A 23,434-nucleotide genomic window follows, 5' to 3' on the forward strand; every position below is an offset into this window, starting at 1 on the left:
GGGTGGGCAACCCTCAAGCATTAGTTGGCCGGTCGTAGCCGGCGGCGGACCTCTCCGAAACACACTGGCCGGGTCCATGGCCGCAGGGGCACGATGGCGGGATGCTGAGCTCCCTTCTCGCCTTCCTCGGCGCCTGCACCCTGATCGCCGCCTCGCCCGGCCCCAGCACGGTGCTGATCATCAAGGAGTCCCTGCGCAGCAGGCGTTCCGGCTTCCTGACCGTGCTCGGCAACGAGACCGGTGTCTTCGTCTGGGGCCTCGTCGCCGCCTTCGGCCTGACCGCGCTGCTGGCCGCGTCGGAGCTGGCGTACGACGTCATGCGGATCGTCGGCGCGGTGGTCCTGGTCGTCTTCGGCGCGCAGACCCTGTGGCAGGCGCGCCGTTCGAAGGGGCGGCCGGAGGGCATGGGGGAGGCGGCCGAGAAGAGCGGCTGGGCCTCGTACCGGGGCGGGCTGCTGCTCAACCTCGCCAACCCCAAGGCGGCGATCTTCGCGATGTCGTTCCTGCCGCAGTTCGTACCCGCCGGCGCGCCCCATCTGCCCACCATGATCGGCCTCGCCGCACTGTGGGCGGTCTACGAGATCGGCTACTACGGCGTGTACGTGTGGTTCGTCGGCCGGATGAAGGCCGCGCTCTCCCGCGCGGGCGTACGGCGGCGCCTGGAGCAGGTCTCCGGGGGCGTTCTGCTGCTCCTCGGCGCCCGGCTCGCGTGGGAGAGCTGACGCCGGAGCCGTACGACAGTTGACGCCACGGCGCAATCGGCTCGCGTGCGCTGCGGCGGAGGGGCAGGATGCTCCCCGTAGCCCCAGGGAACTCCGAGCAGACGGAGGCACGCATGACCGGCACGCCCAGCGACGGGCCCGCGACCGTCACGACCGATGCCACGCCCGTGCCCTTCACCGCCGACGACTACCGGGCCCGCATGCGGCGGGCGGCACGGGCCGCCGCGGACGCCGGGCTCGACGGGCTGCTGGTCGCGCCCGGCCCGGACCTGGTGTGGCTGACGGGACACCGGCCGCCGGAGACGGAGCGGTTCACGATGCTGGTGCTGCGGGACGGCGAGGACCCGGTGCTGGTCGTGCCCACCCTGGAGGCCCCGGACGCCGCGGAGGCACCCGGCGGGCCCGCGCTCGTCCTGCGCGACTGGACCGACGCCAAGGACCCGTACGAGGCGGCCGTCTCCCTCCTCGACCCGCGCGGCCGCTTCGGGGTCAGCGACAACGCCTGGGCGCTGCACCTGCTCGAGTTGCGGCGGCGCCTGCCGGAGACGGCGTACGTCGCGCTCACCGAGGGCCTGCCGATGCTGCGGGCGGTCAAGGACACGGCGGAGCTGGAGCGGATGGCGGCGGCGGGCGCCGCCGCCGACCGGGCGTACGAGGAGATCCGGCAGGTCCCCTTCGCCGGGCGCCGGGAGAACGAGGTCGCCGCCGATCTCGCCGGCCTGCTGCGGCGCTTCGGGCACTCCCAGGTCGACTTCACGATCGTCGCCGCGGGCCCGAACGGCGCCAACCCGCACCACGAGGCCGGCGACCGCGTCATCGCGCGCGGCGACATGATCGTCCTCGACTTCGGCGGCCTCAAGGACGGCTACGGCTCCGACACCTCCCGCACGGTCCACGTCGGGGAACCGGCCGCCGAGGAGCGCGAGGTGCACGACATCGTGCGCGCCGCCCAGGAGGCGGGCTTCCGCGCGGTGCGGCCGGGCGCCGCCTGCCAGGACGTCGACCGGGCCGCCCGCGCGGTCATCACCGAGGCCGGGTACGGCGACCGCTTCATCCATCGCACCGGGCACGGCATCGGCGTCACCACCCACGAGCCGCCGTACATGGTCGAGGGCGAGGAGCGGCCCCTGGTGCCCGGCATGTGCTTCTCGGTCGAACCGGGTATTTATCTGCCGGGCCGTTTCGGGGTGCGGATCGAGGACATCGTGACGGTGACCGAGGACGGCGGCCGGCGCCTCAACAACACCCCGCGCGAGATGGCGATAGTGGAGTGACCGACTGCGTACCCCCGTTCCCCTGAACCCCCGGACGACGGCGCGACCATGACCCAGGCACCGACACCCACCGCGGACAGCGTCCGCCGGCTGGTCCGTTCCCTGCTGAAGAACGGGGAGGGCCGGGGCGGCGGCCCCGATGTGCGGCCCGTCGCCGGGGACGAGGCGCGCCGCACCTGGTGGGTCGGCACCCGCCATGTGCTGCGCCTGACCACCGACCGGCACGCCGTCGGACGGCAGCTGCGCGAACTGCGGCTGCGGGACCTGGTCCGCCCGCACATCGGCGTCGCCGTCCCGGTGAGCGTCGCGGCCGGGGAGTGGTCCGGGGGCCTCACCTACACGCTCGACACGAGGCTGCCCGGCGGCACGGCGGAGGACCACGACGTGTCCGCCGTGGGCGAGGCCGATCTGGCGGCACTTCTCACGGGGCTGCGCGAGGTGCCGCTGCGGCAGGCCGAGACGCTCGGGGTGCCCCGGCTGGCCCCGCGCTCCCTTGAGGCGTTGCGTACGGCCGCCGGGCGCGCGGCGCGGGTCCTCGCCGAGGCCGACGAGTTCGACGCGGCTCGGCTCGGGCAGCTCACGCCCGCGAGCGCCACGCAGCTGACGGCGCCGGCCGCGGTCCTGGTCCACCACGGCCTCACCGGCGACCACCTCGTCGTCAGCGCCGACGGCCGGGTCCGTGGCGTCCTCGACTGGACCGACGCGGTCATCGGTGACCCCGCCGAGGACATCGCCGGCCTCGCCACGGCCGTCGGTTCCCCCGCCGCCGTCCGCGCCGCCACTCTCGCGGGCTACGGCGCCCGCCCCTGCCTGCGCGGCCTCTGGCTCTCCCGGTGCGACACGGTCATCGCCCTCGCGGAGGGGGTGCGGGGCCGAGCCGCCGCGCCACTCCCGGTCCTCCGGGACCGCCTGCGGCGCACCTGGGAGGCGATCCTGCTGGAGCGGGTGACGGATCTGCGGGGCGAGGACTGAGGACATCCGCCGGGCGGGGGCGCCCAATAGCTCGGGGATGCGTGTTGTAGGGCGACTGCGGGTGGGACGTGGCTGATCGCGCAGTTCCCCGCGCCCCCGACGGGGCGCGACCCCGCTGACTTGCCTGCCCTAGCTGCGGGCAGTCGTGCCGCTGGGGCGATGGGGGTACCTCCCGCTCGAGCGAAGCCGAGAGTGGGGGAGGGTGGGCGCAGCGGCACCTCGTAGCGCCGAGTCGCGCACCGCCCACGCCCAGCCCCAGCCGCCGGGTGCCCAGCTCACGCCACCGTCAGCACCACGCACGACTCCCCGGCCAGGCTCAGCGACCCGTCCGCCCCCGGCCCCTCCACCGGCTCCCAAGCCGCCAGCACCCGCGCATGGGGCACCCCGACCGGAATCGCGGCCGTTTCCCTCCCCAGATTCACCGCCACCAGGACATCCCCCCGCCGGAAGCCGAACCACCGGGCCTCCTCGTCGAACGCGACCTTGACGTCGGACAGGTCGGGGTCGGAGAGGTCGGGCAGGGTGTGGCGCAGGGCGATGAGGTCGCGGTACCAGGCCAGAACGCGGGCGTGGGGCTCGCGCGCGGGCTCGGACCAGTCGAGGCAGGAGCGGTCGCGGGTCGCCGGGTCCTGCGGGTCGGGAACGTCCTCCTCGGCCCAGCCGTGCGCCGCGAACTCCCGGCGCCGCCCCCGCCGTACGGCCTGGGCGAGTTCCGGATCGGTGTGGTCGGTGAAGAACTGCCAGGGCGTGGACGCGGCCCACTCCTCGCCCATGAAGAGCATCGGCGTGAACGGGCCCGTGAGCACCAGCGCGGCCGCGCAGGCCAGCAGCCCGGGGGAGAGGGAGGCGGAGAGTCGGTCGCCCTGGGCGCGGTTGCCGACCTGGTCGTGGGTCTGGGTGTAGCCCAGCAGACGGTGCGCCGACACGCTCGTACGGTCCAGGGGGCGGCCGTGGCGGCGCTCCCGGAACGACGAGTACGTGCCGTCGTGGAAGTAGCCGCCCGTCAAGGTCTTCGCCAGGCCCGCCAGACCGGCCCGCGCGAAGTCCTCGTAGTAGCCCTGCGACTCGCCGGTCAGGGTGGTGTGCAGGGTGTGGTGGAAGTCGTCGTTCCACTGGGCGTGCAGCCCGAGGCCGCCCTGGGGGCGCGGGGTGACCAGGCGCGGGTCGTTGAGGTCCGACTCGGCGATCAGGAACAACGGTCGTCCGACCTCGTCGGCGAGCGTGTCCACCGCCGTCGACAGCTCCTCCAGGAAGTGGAGGGCACGGGTGTCCTTGAGGGCGTGGACCGCGTCCAGGCGCAGTCCGTCGAGGCGGTAGTCGCGCAGCCAGGCCAGCGCGCTGCCCAGGAAGTACTCCCGTACGTCGTCCGAGCCGGGCGCGTCCAGGTTGACCGCCGCGCCCCACGGCGTGTGGTGCCGGTCGGTGAAGTACGGGCCGAAGACGGGCAGATAGTTGCCGGAGGGGCCCAGATGGTTGTGTACGACGTCGAGCACCACCCCGAGGCCCAGCCCGTGCGCCGCGTCCACGAACCGCTTCAGCGCCTCCGGACCGCCGTACGGCTCGTGCACGGCCCAGAGCGAGACCCCCTCGTACCCCCAGCCGTGCGTCCCGGGGAACGGGCACAGCGGCATCAACTCCACGTGGGTGACGCCCAGTTCGACGAGGTGGCCGAGGCGCTCGGCGGCCGCGTCGAGCGTGCCCTCGGGGGTGTACGTGCCGACGTGCAGCTCGTAGAGCACCGCACCCGGCAGCCCGCGCCCGGCCCACGGCGCGCGCCACACGTACCGCCCGTGGTCGACGACCGCGCTCAGCCCGTCGGGGCCCTCCGGCTGGCGGCGCGAGCGCGGATCGGGCCGCACCGGGCCGTCGTCGACGGCGAATCCGTAGCGTGTGCCGTCCGTCGCCTCCGCCTCGGCGGTCCACCAGCCCGGCCGCTCCGGATCGCGCTCCATCGCATGCGTGGCGCCCGCGCAGTGGAGCGTCGAACGATCGGCCTGCGGTGCCCACACCTCGAACTGCACGGAACGGTTCTCCCTCGGCTGCCGGTCGTGGTCCTGGGTAGTCAGGGGGTAAGCGGCTCCGGGAACGCACCCACACCGACCCGGTTCCGCTTGCGTCCATCGTGCGGCAAACGAGATCGCCGCGCGCTCGGATCGGTGCTTTTGCCGCGCGCGTCCTTGTGTCCGTGGATGGTCACCGTTTACGGGTTGTCTGGACACCTCCGGCCCCCCTGACCGACAATCAGCTGCGTGACGTCGTCCTTCGAGTTCCACACGTACCCCGCGCGGCTGTCGGACGCGGAGCGCGACCGCGCGCTGAGGGTGCTCCGTGACGGCGTCGCGCTGGGCCGGCTCTCGCACGACACGTTCATCCGGCGGATGGAGCTGGCCCTCACCGCCCGCCGCTCCGACGAACTCGCCGCGCTCACCGCCGACCTGCCCGCCGAGAAGCGCTGGTCCCGGCTGGTGCTCGGCACCGTCGGCGCGGTCTCCGGCTTCGGTGTGAAGCTGCGCCGCGCCTGGCAGGCCGAGCGGCTCCCCAAGCTCCAGCTGCCGCACCCGGCGGGCGGCCACGGCCTGCGCATCGGCCGCGACCCCGCGAACGGACTCCGGCTCAGCCACGAGACGGTCTCCCGCGTCCACGCGGAGCTGACCCGGCAGGGCGGCATGTGGATCCTGCGCGACCTCGGATCCACCAACGGCACCACCGTCAACGGCCGTCGGGTGATCGGTGCGGCCGTCGTGAAGGACGGCGATCAGGTGAGTTTCGGCCGGATGACGTTCCGCCTCTCCTCGGAGTGACCTCCCAACCGATTCCGACACGAAGCTCTGGCCTGGGATTTACGCAGCGAGTTTGTCATCTTCCCTTCCGTTCCAGGGTGTTGACGTACGTTCTCGGCCATGACTGACTGTGCGTACACCATGCACACCCGGTGAACCGACGGCGTCACATTCGTGGAGGTGTGCCCTGCCGCCACTCCTCCGCTACCCGACCGTGGACGAGTTGTCCGCCCGCGCCGCGACACTCGTCGCCCGACATCCGCACCGCGCCCGACTGCGCCGCGTGGGCACCTCACGGGCGGACACGCCGATGTGGCTGCTGTCCGTCGGACGGGGCAGCCGCCACACCCTGATCGTCGCCGGCCCGCACGCCAACGAACCCGTGGGCGGCGCCACGGTCCTCAGACTCGCCGAACGGGCCCTGGCCGACCCCCGGCTGAGCGACGCCGCCGACACCACCTGGAACCTGCTGCTGAGCCTCGACCCCGACGGCTCCCGCCGCAACGAGGGCTGGCTGTCCGGCCCGTACACCCTCGGCCACTACTTCCGGAACTTCTTCCGCCCCGGCTTCCTCGAACAGCCCGAGTGGCTGCCCGACGGCGCCGCCGGGGCCGTCCTGCCGGAGACCCGCGCCCTCCTCGACCTCCAGGACGAACTGCGGCCCTTCTTCCAGTGCTCGCTGCACGGCGTCGACGTCGGCGGCGGCTTCGTCGAGCTGACCCGCGAACTGCCGGGCATCGCCCAGCGCGTCGCCCACACCGCCGCCCGCCTGGGCATCCCGCGTGAGCTGAGCCCGTACGACACCCTGTACTGGCCCCGCCTCGGCCCCGCCGTCTACCGCATCCCGCCCCCGCGCCGGGGCGACCTGGCCGCAGCCATCACCGAGGCGGCTGTGGAGTCCACCTGGTTCCACCCCCACCGCTACGGCACGGTCACCGCCGTCGTCGAGGCACCCATGTGGGGCGTGACCGCCGTCGAGGACGCCTCCCCGTCGCCCGACGCCGACGCCGTCCTGCGCACCGTCAGCCGCGCCCTGCGTCGCGACACCCGGCTCCTGGAGGGCATCCTCGCCCGCGTCCGCCCCTCGGCGGGCGCCGGCCCGGACGCCGCCCGGCTCCTCGCTCCGGTCGACGACTACTTACTGGTCGGGCCGGGCCTCGCCGACTCCTGGGACCCCGATGTCCACGACGGCGCCGCCCGGCCGCTGCCCCCGCTCGACACCTCCCGGCTCACCACCCTCGCCATCTCCGGCCGCCGGGTCGCCCTGCGCACCGCCGGGCTGCTGCACCAGCTGGTGACCCGCGCCGGACACGACCCGGCCGGTGCGCTGCCCGAGCTGGACCGGCTCATCGACGCGTGGTGCGCCGACTACCGCGACGGCTACGGGGCGCGCTGGATCCCCGTGGCACGCCAGGCGGAGTACCAGGCCCGCGTCGTCCTCGCCGCGTTCGAACTGGCCGCCGGACGCCCGCGCCCGGAGCCCGCCCCGCCGTCCCCCTGCCCGGACGACCGCGCGGACTCCCATTCGGGTGAGCCGCCATGGAGTTCCGAGCCCGCCGTGCCGATGCACCGGGAATGACGCACACCACCCACGCGGTTCGCGGCGGCCTGCTCGCCGCACTCGCACTCCTCACCGTCGGCGCCTCGGCCCCGGCCCGGACGACCGCCGCCCAGAGCGACTGGCTCTACGTCTCCCTCACCCGAGGCGACGCCCGCTCCTTCGACACCAGCGGCGCCCTCCTCCTCTGCGACCCGCCCCACGGCCATGGCCGCGCCGCCCAAGCCTGCGTGGAACTCCGTGAGACCGGCGGAGACATCACACGCATCCCTCACAAGAACGCCGTCTGCACCCAGATCTACGCCCCCGTCCGCGCCACCGCCGTAGGCCGGTGGAACGGCCGCCCGGTCACCTTCGAACAGACATTCGCGAACGGTTGCGTGATGACGGCCCGGACAGGAGCGGTGTTCGCCTTGTCGGGCTGACGGGCACTTCTCCGTCGGGGACGCGCTCCACCTGGCCCGTTACGGCTACCCGTCGACCCGCTCAAGGAGCGCGACCGGCAGCGTCTCGAAGAGCTCCGCCACCCGTACGTCCCCCGCGAACTCCCGCTCCCCGCCGACCACATCGGCCCACCGCCCCTCCGGAAGGGCCAGCCGCGTGTCCCCCCAGCCCCCGGCCTCCGCCAGCCGCAGCGACAACCGTGTGACAGCCGTGACCACCGCACCGGACCGCACGAAGGCCACACAGTGCCCGGCCCCCGGCCCGTCCGCCGGCAGCGGCGCGTACGTCGCCGCGTCCCCGAACACCTCCGGCCGCCGTCGGCGCAGCCGCAGCGCGGCCGAGGTGAGCCGGAACTTGTCGGAAGCCCCCTCCCGAGGCGCGAAGGGCCGCCGGTTGTCCGGGTCCACCAGCGCCCGGTACTCGTCCTCCGTCCCCTGGTAGACGTCCGGCACCCCCGGCATGGTCAGCTGCACCAGGGCCGCACCGAGACCGTTCGCCCGCACATGGGGCTCCAGGGCCTCCCGCAGCGAGGCGACCCGCCCGTCCACGGCGGGCCCCCGCACGACGAAGTCCGCCACCGCACGCTCGTACGCCGGGTTCTGCTCGGTCCAGGAGGTGTGCAGCCCCGCCTCCCGCACATGCTTCAGCAGGGCCCCTTGCAACCGCTCCCCGTCCGCGGGCCCGAGCCCGAACGCCGTCTGCCAGGCCGCCCAGGCCATCTGCGGATCCGGCACACCCGTACCGTCCCGCGTCACCGCCGCCAGCACATCGGCCCACCGACCCGGGCACTCGCCGAGCACCGCGATCGCCGCCCGCACATCCGCACTGCGCTTGGTGTCGTGCGTCGACAACACGGTCCCCGTGGCCGGCCAGTCCCGCTGCACGCGCGCGCAGTAGGCGTGGAAGTCCTCCGTCGAGACAGCCGGACTCCCCGGATCGCCACCCACCTCGTTCGCGGACAGCAACGGCACATACCGATAGAACGCCGTGTCCTCCACCGACTTCGCCCGCAGCGCCGACGAGGTCTGCGCGAACCGCGCCCGGAACTCCCCATGCTCCGGCCCGTCACCCACCCGCCCCAGCACCAGATCCCGTACGGCATCCACCGACCGGGCCTCCTCGGGCACCACGAACACCGCCCGTGCCTCGGCCGCGGCCTCCTCGGTGACGACGAGGGAGGCGTCCTGGGAGGAGTACGGCCGGTACACCTCCATCCGGGCGAGCAGCTCGCACAGCGCGGTGCGCAGCGCCCACGGCGCGTGGTCGCGCAGGGCGAACTCGGGGGAGCGCTCGCACAGCCGGTGCGCCACCCGGGTGAGCCGTTCGACCTCCGTGGCCAGCTCGTGCGTGAGCACCCGGTACGCGGCCCGCCGCACGGTCGACTCCCACTCGCCGCCCCGGTCGGCCTGCGCGGCGGTGAACCGCCGGTACTGCCCCAGCAGCTCACCCGCCCCCGCCGGGTCGGTGAACAGCCCGTCGACGTGCCGCAGCGCGTCATAGCCGGTGGTCCCCGCGACCGGCCAGGCCGCGGGCAGGGTCTCCCCGTCCGCCAGGATCTTCTCGACGACGGTCCACCGCCCTCCGGTGGCCTCGTGCAGCCGCCGCAGATAGGCGTCGGGATCGGCGAGCCCATCAGGATGGTCGACCCGCAGCCCCTGAACGACGTCCTCGTCCAGCAGCTGAAGGATCTTCGCGTGGGTCGCGTCGAAGACCTCCGGCTCCTCCACCCGCACCCCGATCAGCTCCGAAATGCTGAAGAACCGCCGGTAGTTCAGCTCCGTACGGGCCAGCCGCCACCACACCGGCCGGTACCACTGCGCGTCCAGCAGTTGCGGCAACGGCAGCTTCTCGGTGCCCTCCCGCAGCGGGAACACATGGTCGTAGTAGCGCAGCTCCCGCCCGTCCACCACGAACTGCTCGATCTCCGCGCCGATCGGCCCCCCGAGCACCGGCAGCAGCACCCGCCCGTCCCGCGCCTCCCAGTCGATGTCGAACCACCGCGCGTACGCCGACTCCGGCCCGTCCCGCAACACCGCCCACAGCGCCCGGTTGTGCCGAGGCGCCATCGCCATGTGGTTCGGCACGATGTCCACGACCATCCCGAGCCCGTGCTCCCGAGCGGTCCGGGCCAGCGCCCGCAGTCCCTCCTCCCCGCCCAGCTCCTTCCGCACCCGCCCGTGATCGACCACGTCATACCCGTGCTGCGACCCCGGCACGGCCTCCAGCACGGGCGAGAGATGAAGGTGCGACACCCCGAGCGAGGCGATGTACGGCACGGCGGCCGCGGCCGCGGCGAACGGAAACGAGGGCTGAAGCTGAAGCCGATACGTGGCGGTAGGCGCGACAGAGGTCATGCAGACCTACGTACCCGCCAGACGCCACTTGGAGCGCCCTGACACGCAAGGACGCCTGCGGCTTTTGCTTTCAGGGGCGCGGGGCTGTATCGACATGCGGCTCCGCCGCGGGGGCGCGATCAGCCACGCACAACCCGCAGCCACAAAGCACAGTCACCCGTATGGCGAATCCCGCGAACTAGGTCGGCCTCCTGAAAACAGCCAGGCTCCGATCCACCAAACTCACCCGTTCCCCAGCCGCCACCTTCGGTCCATCCACAGGCACCGCGTCCTCCCGCCCCGTATCCACCACCATCTGCCACTGCGGCCCATGATTGACCGGCACTACGAACTCCAGCGGCTCCGCAGACGCGTTGACCATCAACAGGAACGAGTCATCGCTGATCCGCTCGCCGCGCGAACCCGGCTCGGAGATCGCGTTCCCGTTCAGGAACACGGTGACCGCTCCCGCCCCCGTCGAGTCCCAGTCCCGCTGCGTCATCTCCGGCCCCTCCGGCGTGAACCAGGCGATGTCCGACAGCTCGTCGTGCGTCCCCTCCACCGGCCGCCCATGGAAGAACCGCCGCCGCCGAAAGACGGGATGGTCCTTCCGCAGCCACACCATCGCGCGCGTGAACTCCAGCAGATCCCCGAAGACCTCGCCGTCGTCGTCCCCGTCCTCGCCGGAAGGCCACGGCACCCAGGACAACTCGTTGTCCTGGCAGTACGCGTTGTTGTTGCCGCCCTGCGTCCGCGCGAACTCGTCGCCATGGCTGAGCATCGGCACGCCCTGCGACAGCATCAACGTCGCGATGAAGTTCCGCATCTGCCGGACCCGCAGCCCCAGCACCTCGGGGTCGTCGGTCTCGCCCTCGGCCCCGCAGTTCCAGGACCGGTTGTGGCTCTCGCCGTCCCGGTTGTCCTCACCGTTCGCGTCGTTGCGCTTGTCGTTGTAGGAGACGAGATCCCGCATCGTGAAGCCGTCGTGGCAGGTCACGAAGTTGATGGAGGCCAGCGGGCGCCGCCCGTCGTCCTGGTAGAGGTCGGACGAGCCGGTCAGCCGGGACGCGAACTCCGCGACCGTGCGCGGCTCGCCCCGCCACAGGTCCCGCACGGTGTCCCGGTACTTGCCGTTCCACTCGGTCCACAGCGGCGGGAAGTTCCCCACCTGGTAGCCGCCCTCGCCGACGTCCCAGGGCTCGGCGATCAGCTTCACCTGGGAGACCACGGGGTCCTGCTGGACGAGGTCGAAGAACGACGACAGCCGGTCCACCTCGTGGAACTGCCGGGCCAGCGTCGCGGCGAGGTCGAAGCGGAAGCCGTCGACATGCATCTCGGTGACCCAGTAGCGCAACGAGTCCATGATCAGCTGCAGGACGTGCGGGGACCGCATGAGCAGCGAGTTGCCCGTCCCCGTCGTGTCCATGTAGTAGCGCGGGTCGTCCGTGAGCCGGTAGTACGACGGATTGTCGAGGCCCTTGAACGACAGCGTCGGACCCAGGTGGTTGCCCTCGGCCGTGTGGTTGTAGACCACGTCGAGGATGACCTCGATCCCGGCCTCGTGCAGCGCCCGGACCGCCGACTTGAACTCCAGCACCTGCTGCCCCCGGTCGCCCCAGGAGGCGTACGCGTTGTGCGGGGCGAAGAAGCCGATCGTGTTGTAGCCCCAGTAGTTGCTGAGGCCCATGTCGGCCAGCCGGTGGTCGTTCACGAACTGGTGTACGGGCATCAGCTCCAGCGCCGTGACGCCCAGCTCGGTCAGGTGGTCGATGATCGCCGGATGGGCGAGCGCCGCGTAGGTGCCGCGCAGTTCCTCGGGGAGCCCCGGGTGCCGCATGGTGAGGCCCTTGACGTGGGCCTCGTAGATCACCGTGTGGTGGTACTCCGTGCGGGGCCGCCGGTCGTCGCCCCAGTCGAAGTACGGGTTGACCACGACCGAGGTCATCATGTGCGGTGCCGAGTCGAGGTCGTTGCGCTTGTCGGGCGCCCCGAAGTGATAGCCGTACACCTCCTCGCCCCACTTGACGGAGCCGCTGATGGCACGCGCGTACGGGTCGAGGAGCAGCTTCGCGGAGTTGCAGCGCAGCCCGCGCTCCGGCGCGTACGGGCCGTGCGCACGGAAGCCGTACCGCTGCCCGGGCATCACGCCGGGCAGATACGCGTGCCGTACGAACGCGTCCGTCTCGCGCAGCTCCACCGCGGTCTCGGAGCCGTCGTCGTGCAGCAGACACAGCTCGACTCGGTGCGCGGCCTCCGAGAAGACCGCGAAGTTGGTTCCGGCGCCGTCGTACGTGGCACCGAGCGGATACGCCTGTCCAGGCCAGACCTGCATGGATACGACTCTTTCAGTTGTCGCGCGCCGCTGGGGGCGACTCCGGGTGGAGTCTCCCTCAAACTGATGGAACCACCTATGGCATATGTGCCTTCTGCCCAGTGGCCGACACTTCGTGACGGTCCGGCGGCCACTTGTGATGTCCCGGCGCGGCCGACCGCTATGAAACAGCTCACTCCCGGTGTGGTAGCAGGCCGGAACGGCCAAGTCACGTGCGGTAGTTGGGAAACGACCTGTCCATCCGGCTGTATCGCCGGGCGGTACCGGAGTACCCTTCCTTGATCGTTGAGTAGGGGTGAGCTCGGGGGAGCGGAAGGCGGTGCGTGGGTGGGCTCGGGAGGGCTGGAGCTGCCTCCTGGTGACGAGAGTCACGAGGGGAACTCCACAGATGTCCCACCCGGCGCGGTGTCCCTGGCACGGCCGATGGAGATGGGATCCATCGGCCCGGAACTGGACTGGAACGCCGACGCCTGGCTCGAAGTGCGCACGCGCGCCCAGCGGGCCGGCCGCGCCTACATCTGGCTGAACCTCGTCGAACAGCGCCTGCGGGCGGTGGTGGCCGCCGTGCTGCGGCCCATCTACGAGCCCGTCCACGGCGACGACTGGGTGGTCGCCGCCGCCGGACCCGCCGGACAGGAGTGGGTGCAGCGCGCCGTCGCGGTACGCGAGGTCAGCCGCCGCAAGGGCTATCTCCTCGACCCCGCCGACGACAACGTGCTCAGCTTCCTCACACTGCCCCAGCTGCGCGAGCTGATGGTGCAGCACTGGCCCTGCTTCGAGCCGTACGTCGACGAGCGGCGCGACGTGGAACTGGCGCTGGACGAGCTGGAGGTCACCCGGAACGTCGTCTCCCGCAACCGGGCCCTGTCCGAGGCCGTCCTGGCCCAGGCCGAGCGCGCCTCGGCGAAGCTGCTGGAGATCCTCGGCGCGGGCAGTGACGTGCCCTCCGCGCGCCGGCTGCCCATCGACGCCGTCGAGGACCTCGTCGGCGACCGGTACGCGGACGTCGTCGGCGTCCACCCCGACCGGGTGCGGCTGCTGCGGCAGTTCCCCGCCGAGGACCTCTTCGGCGGAGCCCGCCGCGTCGACGCCATCGGCATAGGCCTGAACCTCCTCGTGCAGAACTTCTCCGGGCGACGGCTGGTGCGGCTCGCCGAGTCGGGCTGCCGGGTACGGCTGCTCTTCCTGAACCCCGCGTCCAGCGCGGTGAAGCGACGTGAGCGCGAACTAGGCATAAAGCGGGGAGAGTTGAGCCGTGCCGTGGAGATGAACATCCTCCATATGCGCCGGGTCCGCTCCAAGCTGCGCGACCCCGGCGCCTTCGAGATCCAGGTCTTCGACGAGACCCCCCGCTTCACCGCCTACCTGGTGGACGGTGACGGCTCGGACGGCGTCGCGGTCATCCAGACCTATCTGCGGCGCACCCGGGGCATGGAGGCGCCGGTGCTCGTACTGCGCGGCGGCAACCGGGTCCTCAAGGCGGACGAGAACGGCGAAGCCGGGCTTTTCGATACATACCGCGAGGAGTTCGAGGTGGCCTGGGCGGACTCGCGGCCGGTGTCGTGAGTCGTTCCGAGGCGGAGAGCCGCGAGCCGGCCGGGCGGAACGCCCCCGGCCGGGGGCGTCGCACGGCCCGAGCGGGGCGTCGCGCGGGCCACAGGCGGAACGCGGTCCTCGGATTGTCAGTGGCCCATGCGATGGTGGTGGTCACTGGGGGAAAGCACCACCAAGAAGGGGGGCCAGCATGGGTTGGCACCGGCAGCTGCTGATCGGCTTCGACCTGGAGACCACCGGGACGGACCCGCGCGAGGCGCGCATCGTCACGGGCGCGGTGATCGAGGTCAGGGACGGGGAGCCGGTCGGGCACCGGGAATGGCTCGCCGATCCGGGCATGGAGATCCCGGAGGAGGCGGTGGCGGTGCACGGCATCACCAACGCCCGCGCGTCGGCCGAGGGAAGACCGGCCGACCAGGTCGCCGACGCCATCGCCGACGTCCTCGTCTCCTACTGGAAGACGGGCGTCCCGGTCGTGGCGTACAACGCGGCCTTCGACCTCACCCTGCTCTCCGCGGAGTTGCGTCGGCACGCCCTGCCGTCCCTGCGCGACCGGCTCGGGGGACTCGACCCGGCGCCGGTCATCGACCCGTACACGATCGACCGCTCGGTCGACCGTTACCGCCGCGGCAAGCGCAACCTCGAAGCGGTCTGCGCCGAGTACGGCGTCCCGCTGGACGCCGCCCACGACGCCTCCGCCGACGCCCTCGCCGCCGCCCGCCTCGCCCGCGCGATAGCCCAGCGCCACGCGAAGGTCGCCGCCCTCGGCCCGGCCGAGCTGCACCGCCGCCAGATCGACTGGTACGCCGAGTGGGCCACCGACTTCCAGGCCTTCCTCCGCCGCAAGGGCAACCCGGAAGCGGTCGTGGACGCGACGTGGCCCCTGCGCGAGTCGGCGGAGGAAACGGTATGACGACCGCCCCGATCTCCCTCCGCGAAGTGCGTGACAGTGACCTGCCGTTCTTCTGGCGGCACGTGTCCGATCCCGAGGCCCAGCAGGTCGCCGCTTTCACCGGGGAGTACCACTACGACCGGGCGCTCTTCGACAGCCACTGGGCGAAGATCCGCGCCGACCCGGACGTCCTGAACCGCACCGTACTCGCCGGTGACGAGGTGGTCGGCCATGTCGCGATGTACGGACCGCCGGACGAACGCGAGGTCACCTACTGGATCGACCGGGCGCACTGGGGCCGGGGCACCGCGACCGGGGCGCTCGGCGCACTGATAGGTCTCGTCGATACGCGGCCGCTGTACGCCTACGCGGCGGCCGACAACGCGGGCTCGATCCGCGTGCTGGAGAAGTGCGGCTTCGTCATCACCGGCCACGACAGGGGCTTCGCGCGGGCCCGCGCCGGCGAGATCGACGAAGTGCTCCTCACCCTGACCTGATCTCCCCGCTCAGAACGGATACCAGCGGACCGTCTCGTCCCCGTCACGCAGCGAGGCGACCCGGCGTTCGAACTCGGCCAGGGCCTTGGGGTTGCTCGGCGCGTGCTGGGCGACCCACGCGCAGCTCGCCGTCTCGCGGGCACCGCGCAGCACCGAGCAGCCCGTCCACTCGCGTACGTCCCAGCCGTACGTGGCCGTGAAGGTGTCGTAGTCCTCGGTCGGCAGGCCGTAGCGGTCGTGGGAGAGGGCCATGACCACGAGGTCGTGTTCGCGGAGGTCGCCGGAGAAGGTCTCCAGGTCGACGAGGACGGGGCCGTCGGGGCCGATGTGGACGTTGCGGGGGAGGGCGTCGCCGTGGATCGGGCCCGGCGGCAGGTGGGGGGTGAGGGCGGCCGCCGCTGTGGCGAAGCCGTCGCGGCGTTCGCGGAGGTAGGCCGCGTCCGCCGGGTCGATCGCGTCACCGGCCAGGCGCAGCCAGCGCTCCACGCCGCTCAGCAGTTCACGGCGGGGCAGCGCGAAAGGAGGGGTGGGGAGGGCGTGGACCAGCCGTAGCAGTTCGGCCAAATCGCGGGCGCCGGCGGGGCGTATCGGGTCGGGCAGCCGGTGCCACACGGTCACCGGGTGTCCCTCGACGAGCAGGGCCTCGGACTCGGCGGCCCGCACGGCCGGGACGCCCGCCTCGGCGAGCCAGGCCGCGACGCTCAGTTCACGGCGGGCCCGGTCGAGGAGGTCAGCGTCGCGGCCCACCTTGACGACCAGGTCACCGGCGGCGAACACCGCGTTCTCACCCAGGGCGAGCAGCCGCGCCTGTCCGGCCGCACCGGGCAGCACACCGGCCGCGACCAGTACGTCCCGCGCCCGTGCCTCGTCCATCCTTCGCCTCCGCGTCCGACCGTGTCCGTACGACCGACGCCCCCGGCGGGACGTCAGGTTCACGCCATACAGCGGCCAGTCTCGCATTCGTACAGGTCGGGCGATGTGCGCGGTGCCTTGACGACCCTTCATGCCGTCAGCACCATGACGGAGGCCGCGTGGGAGGCCGCGTGGGAGGCCACACCGTCACAAGTCGCCCGAGCGCATCGAACGCTCAGTCCGCCCAGGCACATGCGAAGGAGCCGGCTGCATGACATTGGCGACCGCGACGCCGAAGCGCCCGCGACCGGCCAAGCGGCGCACCTCGGCGGGCGACAAGGAGCGGCGCCTTCTCGACCACGGCGCCTGGTTCCTGGTGCTGCCCGCGCTGATCCCGATCCTGGTGCTGAGCGTCGGACCGTTGCTGTACGGGATCGCCCTGGCCTTCACCGACGCGCAGTCCGGCCGGACCGAGCCCACCCAGTGGATCGGCACGCTCAACTTCCAGGATCTGCTGCACGACACGCTGTTCTGGGACTCGTTCAGGATCGGCCTGCTGTGGGCGGTCGGCGTGACCGTGCCGCAGTTCCTGCTCGCGCTCGGCCTCGCCCTGCTTCTCAACCAGCGATTACGACTGCGCTGGCTGGCGCGGGCGCTGGCGATCATCCCGTGGGCCATGCCCGAGGTGGTCGTCGGCATCATGTGGCGGCTCGTCTACAACCCCGACGCGGGCATCCTCAACGAGACCCTCCGCGACCTGGGCCTCGGCGACGGCCGCGACTGGCTGAGCGGACTGGCCACCGCCCTGCCCGCCGTCATAGTGGTCGGCGTCTGGGCGGGCATGCCCCAGACCACCGTCGCCCTGCTCGCCGGCCTGCAGAACACCCCGCGCGAACTGCACGAGGCCGCCGCGATGGACGGCGCGGGGGCCTGGCGACGCTTTCGCACGGTCACCTGGCCCGCCATCAGACCCGTCGCCCTCGCCATCTCGGCGCTCAACCTGATCTGGAACTTCAACTCCTTCGCCCTGGTCTACGTCCTGACCAACGGCGGACCCGGCGGCCGCACCCGCCTGCCGATGCTCTTCGCCTACGAGGAGGCTTTCCGCTACGGGCAGTTCGGGTACGCGGCGGCGATGGGATGTGTGATGGTCGCGGTGATCTCGGTCGTCCTCGCCCTCCATCTGGTCGGCAGGCTGCGGCGGGGCGGTGACGCGTGAGGACCGGCAGAGCGGCACGGACGGGCCAGTACGTGGCACTCCTCGCGTATCTCGTCTTCCTCGCGTTCCCCTTCCTCTGGCTGCTCTCCACCGCCTTCAAACCGGCCCGCGAGCTGGGCAGTCTCCACCCGACCTGGATCCCCGAGGACCCGACCCTCGCCAACTTCCGGCAGGCCTTCGACGAACAGCCCCTGCTGGACGCCGCGCTCAACTCGCTGGTCGCGGCACTCGGCGCGGCCGTCGTCGCCGTACTGATCGCGACCCCCATGGCGTATGTCATGGCCCGGCACCGTACGACGCTGTCGCGGATGGCGACCGGGTGGGTCGTGGTCAGCCAGGCGTTCCCGTTCGTGCTGGTGATCATCCCGCTGTTCCTGGTGCTGAAGAACCTCCGGCTGATCAACTCCGTGCCCGGACTGGTCATGGTGTACGTGGTGTGGGCGCTGCCGTTCGCGCTGTGGATGCTCGTGGGCTACGTCCGCGCCGTGCCCGCCGAACTGGAGGAGGCGGCGGCGGTCGACGGGGCCGGAAAGCTGCGGACACTGGTGTCGGTGACGGCGCCGCTGCTGGCGCCGGGCATCGTGGCGACGGCGCTGTTCGCGTTCATCACCGCGTGGAACGAGTTCTTCTTCGCGCTCGTGCTGCTCAAGTCCCCGGAGAAACAGACCCTGCCCGTCGTCCTCACCCACTTCATCGGCGCGGAGGGCGTGGCCGACCTCGGTCCGCTGGCCGCCGCCGCGTTCCTCGCGACGCTGCCCTCCCTGGTCGTCTTCGCGGTCATCCAGAAACGGATCACGGGCGGCATGCTCGCCGGGGCGGTGAAGAGCTGATGCGCACACGACGGCTGGTCACCATCCTGCTGCTGTGCCTCCTGGTCAGCGGCTGCACCGGCGACGGCGGCGGTTCCGCCGACGGCCGCATCACCCTCCGCTTCCAGTCCCTGGCCTGGCAGGAGGAGTCCGTCGCGGCCAACAGGGAACTGGTGAAGGAGTGGAACGCGACCCATCCCGACGTCGAGGTCGAGTACGTACAGGGGTCTTGGGACAGCGTCCACGACCAGCTGCTCACCTCCTTCGAGGGCGGTGAGGCGCCGGACATCATCCACGACGCCTCCGACGACCTCGCGGACTTCGCGTACGGCGGCTACCTCGCCGATCTGCGCGAGCTGCTGCCCGAGCGGCTCAAGGCGGACATCCCGCGGCACAGTTGGGAGACGACGACCTTCGGGGACGGGATCTACGGGGTGCCGTTCCTCCAGGAGCCACGGGTCCTGATCGCCAACGCCAAGTGGCTCCGCGAGTCCGGCGTGCGCATTCCGACGCCCGAGGACCCGTGGACGTGGGAGGAGTTCCGGGAAGTCGCCGAGGAGCTGAGCGGCGACGGGAAGTACGGCGTCGCCTGGCCGTTGAAGGAACCGGTGTCGGCCACGCTCAATCTGTCGCTGTCGACGGGCGGGCAGCTGTTCCACCGGGACGAGGACGGCAAGGTCGAGGTCCGCTTCGAAGCGGCCGACGCGGTCGTACCGAAGACCGTGCACGACGAGGTGAACACCGACGAGAGCGCGTCGAGCACCACGCTCGGCATGGGCGGCTCCGACACCCTGCCCGGCTTCTTCGGCGGCAGGTACGCGATGGTCCCGCTCGGCTTCTCGTACCGCCAGCAGATCGTCCAGCAGGCACCCGAGGGCTTCGACTGGCAGGTGCTGCCCGCCCCGGCCGGTGCCGACGGCCTCACCCAGGGTGTCAGCCCGCAGACTCTCTCCGTCGCCGAGGACAGCCCGCACAAGAAGGAGGCCGCCGAGTTCATCGACTTCCTCCTCCGCCCCGAGAACATGGTTCGCCTGGCCCTCGGCGACTGGATGCTTCCCACCGGCACCGAGGCCCTGAAGGACCCGGCCCTGCGCACGACCGAGTACGACTGGGCCACCGGCACCGCCCTCGCCGCACACCTCCGCTCCGCCCCCGCCCAGTCCGTGCGCGGCTACCCGGAATGGAAGGACAAGGTCGCGACCCCCGCCTTCCAGGAGTACTACAGCGGCGCGATCGACCTCGCCGAGCTGGGCGAACGGCTGGAGAAGGACGGCAACCTGGTGCTGGCCCGCTATCAGCGCTGAGCGGCCCGAAGCCCTCGGCTCAGCGCTGAGCGGCCCGAAGCCCTCGGCTCAGCGCTGAGCGGCCCGAAGCCCTCGGCTCAGAGGAGAGTGGCCCGCAGGCCCAGGGCTTCCTGGAAGTCGGTGTGTGCCTCGGCGAACCGCTGGCCGGCTGCCAGCGCGCTCGCCCGGTCGAACAGCGCCCGGGTGAGCGGTGCGATGCCGGCCTCCGGATCCAGGGCGTGCAGCCTGCGGGCCAGTGTCACGCCCTCCTCGAAGAGCGGCAGCACGGGCTCCAGGAAGAGATAGCCACGCCGGTGCACGGCGTGCAGTGCGGACCGGACCGTCAACCGGCGGTGCGCCACGACTCGTTCGGCGAGTTCCGCGTCCGTGGCCGGCGCGTCCACGGCGGCGCGCAGCGCGGGCAGTTCGGCGAAGTAACGTCCCCGGACATCGGGCGTCGACTCCCCGATCTCCGCCCCGAGGGCCGGGGCGGGACGACCGGGCGTCGGCAGTTCCCGGTCGTGGCCGGACAGCCCGAACAGGACCGCCCAGTACGGGTACAGATAGGCGCCGGCGGATCCGTCACCGCTCGCGGCGAGCCCGGCGAGCAGATCCCCGATCTCGTCGAACGCGGCGGAGGCGGCCTCGGACTCCCCGTATCCGTCGAGCAGTTCCGCGAGCCGGAGCAGGGCGAAGAGCAGCAGCGTCCGGGAGATTCCCCGGTCGGCGAGATCGCTCCGCTCCATCTCGACCAGTTCCCGGGCCGCCTCCGTGGCCGTCTCCCGGAACCCGGCCGCCTCCGCCTCGGCCATCCATTCGAGGACGGCCCAGGCGGCGCCCCCACCCCGCGGTCCGTACGGACGGGCGTGCCGGACGATCTCCTCGTGCAACTCGGCCGCCTCGCGGTGCCGGCCCTCCTCGGCCAGGGCCCGCGCCCACAGTGCGAGCGCCGACCACGCCGGACCGCCGGGACCGTCTTCCAGCGCGCCACGGGAGAGTTCCGCCATCTCCTCGCGCAGCGCCAGTCCCTCAGCACGCCGACCGAGCACGAACACCTGGCGCTGGAGGGCGTCCAGAGCCCTGAGCAGTACCTCCGTACGCATCGGATCGGATCCGTCCAGCGCGTACGCGGCCTGTGCCGCCTCCTCGAACAACGCCAGCCGCGCCTCCGGCAGTTCGTCGAACGCGTCGCCGTGGCCGAGCCCGATCAGCGCCCGCGACAGCCGGGGCAGATAGCTCGCCGGACTCACCCGGGCAAGCACCCGGCACGCCTCGACCTCGTCCCGCGGCGTCGGTCTGCCGGACCCCAGCAGCACGTTCCGCGCCCGCAGCACCGCGTCCTGATCCACGTCCCCGCTCATCGTCCCCCTGTCCGCCACCCCTACTGTGCTCGAACGTTTATACGGCATTCGGGGGCGCCCGGGGCCGTGCACAGGAATCGAGTCCGGGGGGCCGCCCCGGGGTGGGGCAGTCGGGAGGTGCGATCCGGGGGGTCGTAAATAAGTTGCACGAGACGTCTCGTCTCGCGTACGGTCGGGTCATGACCTCCCACATCGCCATGTTCTCCATCGCCGCCCACGGCCACGTGAACCCGAGCCTCGAAGTGATCCGGGAACTGGTGGCCCGCGGTCACCGGGTCACGTACGCGATTCCGCCGGCCTTCGCGGAGAAGGTGGCGCAGACCGGTGCCGAGCCGAAGCTCTGGCACTCGACACTTCCCGGCTCGGACGCCGGCCCCGAGGCCTGGGGGAGCGAGCTGCTGGACCACGTGGAGCTCTTCCTGGGCGACGCGATGCAGGCCCTGCCGCAGCTGATCGAGGCGTACGAGGGTGACGAGCCCGACCTCGTGCTGCACGACATCACCGCGTACCCGGCACCCGTCCTCGCCCGTCGCTGGGGCGTGAAGGCGATCTCGCTCTCCCCGAACCTGGTCGCCTGGACCGGCTACGAGGAAGAGGTCGCCGAACCCATGTGGGCCGAGCCGAAGAAGACGGAACGCGGCCAGGCGTACTACGCCCGTTTCCAGGCCTGGCTGGACGAGAACGGGATGGACACGGACCCCGACTCCTTCGGCGGTCGCCCCGCCCGTTCGATCGTCCTCATCCCGAAGGCGCTCCAACCCAACGCCGACCGGGTGGACGAGAGCCGCTACACCTTCGTCGGCGCCTGTCAGGGCGACCGCTCGGCGCAGGGCGACTGGACGCGTCCGGCGGGCGCGGAGAAGGTGCTGCTCATCTCGCTCGGGTCGTCCTTCACCAAGCAGCCCGACTTCTACCGCGAGTGCCTCAAGGCCTTCGGCGACCTGCCCGGCTGGCACATGGTGCTCCAGGTCGGCAGGCACGTCGATCCGGCGGAGCTGGGTGAGATCCCGCCCAATGTGGAGGTGCGGGACTGGGTGCCGCAGTTGGCGATCCTCCAGCAGGCCGACGCGTTCATCACCCACGCGGGCGCCGGCGGCAGTCAGGAAGGGCTCGCCACCGCCACGCCCATGGTCGCCGTACCGCAGGCCGTCGACCAGTTCGGCAACGCCGACATGCTCCAGTCGCTCGGCGTCGCCCGCCACGTACCCATGGCGGAGGCGACGGCCGGGACCCTGCGCGAGGCGGTCCTCGCCCTCGTCGACGACCCCGAAGTGGCGCGCCGGCTCAAGGAGATACAGCGGGGGATGGCGGGGGAGAGCGGCACCCGGCGGGCCGCCGATCTCATCGAGGCGGAGCTGGCAAGCGGGAAATAGCGGGGCAAGGGGGAAGGTTGTACGCCTACCGTGAAGTCCTGGCGCATTTTGGATAACGGTAAGGTCATTGGGTAACGCTCGGATAACGCTCGACCTGCGGGGAAAGCCCACTGACTCTGTTGCCGGGTTCGACCGTTACCCCCTCCGAAAGGTTGTGTTCGGCGCTTCTTGTACCTCGGGTGAACGGATCACAAGCTGGATGTGAACTCACTTCGAACGCCAGGAAGTTGCCGATGCGCCGAGACATACCCGACCTCGCAGAAGTGCGCCGCGTCACGCAGAAGAAGCGTGATGCCTGGTGGACCGTGCTGCTCGTCGACCCGGTCGCCACCCCGCTGGTGCGGTTGACCGCGAAGTACACGAGGATCACGCCCAACCAGCTGACCTGGGGCGCCTTTCTGCTGGGCCTCGTCTCGGCCGCCTTCTTCGCGCTGGGCGACTGGCGCTGGTTGATCGCCGGCGCCGTCGTCTACCACCTGAGCTTCATCCTCGACTGCATGGACGGCAAGGTCGCCCGGCTCACCGGCCAGGGCTCCGTGTTCGGCGCCTGGCTCGACTTCGTCTTCGACCGGATCCGGGTGGCGGCCTGCTCGGTGGCGCTGATGGCCGGTCAGTACCACCGCACGGGCGAGACCTTCTACATCTGGCTCGCCGCCGCCGTCATCGGCTGCGACGCGCTCCGCTACATCAACTCCCTGGAGACCTTCAAGGTCCGCCACACCATGCGCAAACAGATCAAGGCCAGGCTCCGCGAGGCCCGCCGCGCCGAGAACGAGCGCGAACTCGCCTTCATGGAGGACCTGCTGCGCGAGAACCCCGAGGCCGACATCGAACAGGACTTGCGCACGGCCGCCGCCGAGGTCACCGAGACCGCGCCGCAGACCCAGGTCGTCGACCTGCACCAGGAGTTCCGCCGCCGCTTCCCCGCCTACCTCCGCGCCCGGTCCTTCCTGCTGCGCCACCGCGTCCGCCCCCACCTGATCAGCGGCATCGAGTTCCAGATGGGTGTCTTCATGGTCGGCCCGATCATCGACTCGGTGATGGCCGCGACCATCGTCTCCGGCGCCCTGCTGCTCGTCTTCGAACTGGCCATCATCTACAAACTGCTGCTGTCCACCCGCGACTTCGCACGCACCCTCGACTCGTTCGACCGCGGCGACGTGGCCCAGGCGGCCTGAC

The 23,434-nt window shown here is 71.7% G+C and carries 19 protein-coding genes; 14 read left to right on the forward strand and 5 right to left on the reverse strand.

Annotated features, from left to right (window positions below; all coding sequences use genetic code 11):
• The first annotated feature begins 101 nt into the window (after positions 1-101).
• The 3 genes from JIX55_RS38335 (at position 102) to JIX55_RS38345 (ending at position 2,968) form a co-directional block, all read left to right on the forward strand.
• Complete coding sequence (locus JIX55_RS38335) at positions 102-722, forward strand: LysE family translocator (protein ID WP_257567811.1); 621 nt, start codon at positions 102-104, stop codon at positions 720-722.
• A gap of 113 nt (positions 723-835) precedes the next feature.
• On the forward strand, positions 836-1,996 hold the full coding sequence (locus tag JIX55_RS38340) for a M24 family metallopeptidase (RefSeq protein ID WP_257567812.1): 1,161 nt from the start codon (positions 836-838) through the stop codon (positions 1,994-1,996).
• A 48-nt stretch (positions 1,997-2,044) separates the two neighbouring features.
• Complete coding sequence (locus tag JIX55_RS38345; protein WP_257567813.1) at positions 2,045-2,968, forward strand: aminoglycoside phosphotransferase family protein; 924 nt, start codon at positions 2,045-2,047, stop codon at positions 2,966-2,968.
• A 275-nt stretch (positions 2,969-3,243) separates the two neighbouring features.
• Here JIX55_RS38345 and treZ read toward each other — a convergent pair whose 3' ends face one another.
• A complete protein-coding gene (gene treZ, locus JIX55_RS38350) occupies positions 3,244-4,989 on the reverse strand; it encodes a malto-oligosyltrehalose trehalohydrolase (protein WP_257567814.1) in 1,746 nt (581 codons plus the stop codon).
• Between the two features lie 228 nt (positions 4,990-5,217).
• On the opposite strand from treZ, the gene JIX55_RS38355 reads away from it, so the two are divergent.
• The 3 genes from JIX55_RS38355 to JIX55_RS38365 all read left to right on the forward strand — a co-directional run bounded on the left by JIX55_RS38355 (position 5,218) and on the right by JIX55_RS38365 (position 7,731).
• On the forward strand, positions 5,218-5,769 hold the full coding sequence (locus tag JIX55_RS38355; protein ID WP_257567815.1) for a DUF1707 and FHA domain-containing protein: 552 nt from the start codon (positions 5,218-5,220) through the stop codon (positions 5,767-5,769).
• A 193-nt stretch (positions 5,770-5,962) separates the two neighbouring features.
• Entirely contained in the window at positions 5,963-7,327 is a 1,365-nt protein-coding gene (locus JIX55_RS38360) for a M14 family zinc carboxypeptidase (RefSeq protein ID WP_257567816.1), read from the forward strand.
• Positions 7,324-7,731 (forward strand): subtilase-type protease inhibitor, encoded by a 408-nt coding sequence (locus JIX55_RS38365; RefSeq protein ID WP_257567817.1) that lies wholly within the window; start codon positions 7,324-7,326, stop codon positions 7,729-7,731. Before JIX55_RS38360 ends, JIX55_RS38365 begins: the two co-directional genes overlap by 4 nt.
• 45 nt (positions 7,732-7,776) lie before the next feature.
• On the opposite strand, the gene treY is transcribed toward JIX55_RS38365, so the two are convergent.
• Both treY and glgX read right to left on the reverse strand, forming a co-directional pair.
• Positions 7,777-10,104 carry a malto-oligosyltrehalose synthase gene (gene treY / locus JIX55_RS38370; RefSeq protein WP_257567818.1) on the reverse strand — a complete coding sequence of 776 codons (2,328 nt, stop codon included), beginning with the start codon at positions 10,102-10,104 and terminating at the stop codon, positions 7,777-7,779.
• 178 nt (positions 10,105-10,282) lie between these two features.
• Positions 10,283-12,415 carry a glycogen debranching protein GlgX gene (gene glgX / locus JIX55_RS38375; protein ID WP_257567819.1) on the reverse strand — a complete coding sequence of 711 codons (2,133 nt, stop codon included), beginning with the start codon at positions 12,413-12,415 and terminating at the stop codon, positions 10,283-10,285.
• 327 nt (positions 12,416-12,742) lie between these two features.
• Here glgX and JIX55_RS38380 point away from each other — a divergent pair, with 327 nt between their 5' ends.
• From JIX55_RS38380 to JIX55_RS38390, 3 genes are all read left to right on the forward strand, one after another.
• Positions 12,743-13,981: an SAV2148 family HEPN domain-containing protein gene (locus JIX55_RS38380; RefSeq protein WP_257569617.1), complete on the forward strand. Its 1,239-nt coding sequence runs from the start codon at positions 12,743-12,745 to the stop codon at positions 13,979-13,981.
• A gap of 178 nt (positions 13,982-14,159) precedes the next feature.
• Positions 14,160-14,882: a 3'-5' exonuclease gene (locus tag JIX55_RS38385; protein WP_257567820.1), complete on the forward strand. Its 723-nt coding sequence runs from the start codon at positions 14,160-14,162 to the stop codon at positions 14,880-14,882.
• Positions 14,879-15,358 carry a GNAT family N-acetyltransferase gene (locus JIX55_RS38390; protein ID WP_257567821.1) on the forward strand — a complete coding sequence of 160 codons (480 nt, stop codon included), beginning with the start codon at positions 14,879-14,881 and terminating at the stop codon, positions 15,356-15,358. Before JIX55_RS38385 ends, JIX55_RS38390 begins: the two co-directional genes overlap by 4 nt.
• A gap of 9 nt (positions 15,359-15,367) precedes the next feature.
• On the opposite strand, the gene JIX55_RS38395 is transcribed toward JIX55_RS38390, so the two are convergent.
• Positions 15,368-16,231: a phosphotransferase enzyme family protein gene (locus tag JIX55_RS38395; protein WP_257567822.1), complete on the reverse strand. Its 864-nt coding sequence runs from the start codon at positions 16,229-16,231 to the stop codon at positions 15,368-15,370.
• A 250-nt stretch (positions 16,232-16,481) separates the two neighbouring features.
• Between JIX55_RS38395 and JIX55_RS38400 the strand changes: the two genes are divergently transcribed.
• Genes JIX55_RS38400 through JIX55_RS38410 form a run of 3 tightly spaced genes read left to right on the forward strand, consistent with a single transcriptional unit; the run spans position 16,482 to position 19,542 of the window.
• Positions 16,482-17,429, forward strand: a complete 948-nt coding sequence (locus JIX55_RS38400) for a carbohydrate ABC transporter permease (protein WP_257567823.1) — start codon at positions 16,482-16,484, stop codon at positions 17,427-17,429.
• On the forward strand, positions 17,426-18,259 hold the full coding sequence (locus JIX55_RS38405; protein ID WP_257567824.1) for a carbohydrate ABC transporter permease: 834 nt from the start codon (positions 17,426-17,428) through the stop codon (positions 18,257-18,259). The genes JIX55_RS38400 and JIX55_RS38405 overlap by 4 nt, the downstream gene beginning before the upstream one ends.
• A complete protein-coding gene (locus tag JIX55_RS38410; protein WP_257567825.1) occupies positions 18,259-19,542 on the forward strand; it encodes an ABC transporter substrate-binding protein in 1,284 nt (427 codons plus the stop codon). Before JIX55_RS38405 ends, JIX55_RS38410 begins: the two co-directional genes overlap by 1 nt.
• A gap of 77 nt (positions 19,543-19,619) precedes the next feature.
• On the opposite strand, the gene JIX55_RS38415 is transcribed toward JIX55_RS38410, so the two are convergent.
• Complete coding sequence (locus tag JIX55_RS38415; RefSeq protein ID WP_257567826.1) at positions 19,620-20,882, reverse strand: hypothetical protein; 1,263 nt, start codon at positions 20,880-20,882, stop codon at positions 19,620-19,622.
• 179 nt (positions 20,883-21,061) lie between these two features.
• Here JIX55_RS38415 and mgt point away from each other — a divergent pair, with 179 nt between their 5' ends.
• Both mgt and JIX55_RS38425 read left to right on the forward strand, forming a co-directional pair.
• Entirely contained in the window at positions 21,062-22,255 is a 1,194-nt protein-coding gene (gene mgt, locus JIX55_RS38420) for a macrolide-inactivating glycosyltransferase (protein WP_257567827.1), read from the forward strand.
• Positions 22,256-22,488: 233 nt separating this feature from the next.
• Positions 22,489-23,433 carry a CDP-alcohol phosphatidyltransferase family protein gene (locus JIX55_RS38425; RefSeq protein ID WP_257567828.1) on the forward strand — a complete coding sequence of 315 codons (945 nt, stop codon included), beginning with the start codon at positions 22,489-22,491 and terminating at the stop codon, positions 23,431-23,433.
• Position 23,434 lies beyond the last annotated feature (1 nt).

Origin of the sequence: Streptomyces sp. DSM 40750 (assembly GCF_024612035.1) — a bacterium.
GTDB lineage: Bacteria > Actinomycetota > Actinomycetes > Streptomycetales > Streptomycetaceae > Streptomyces.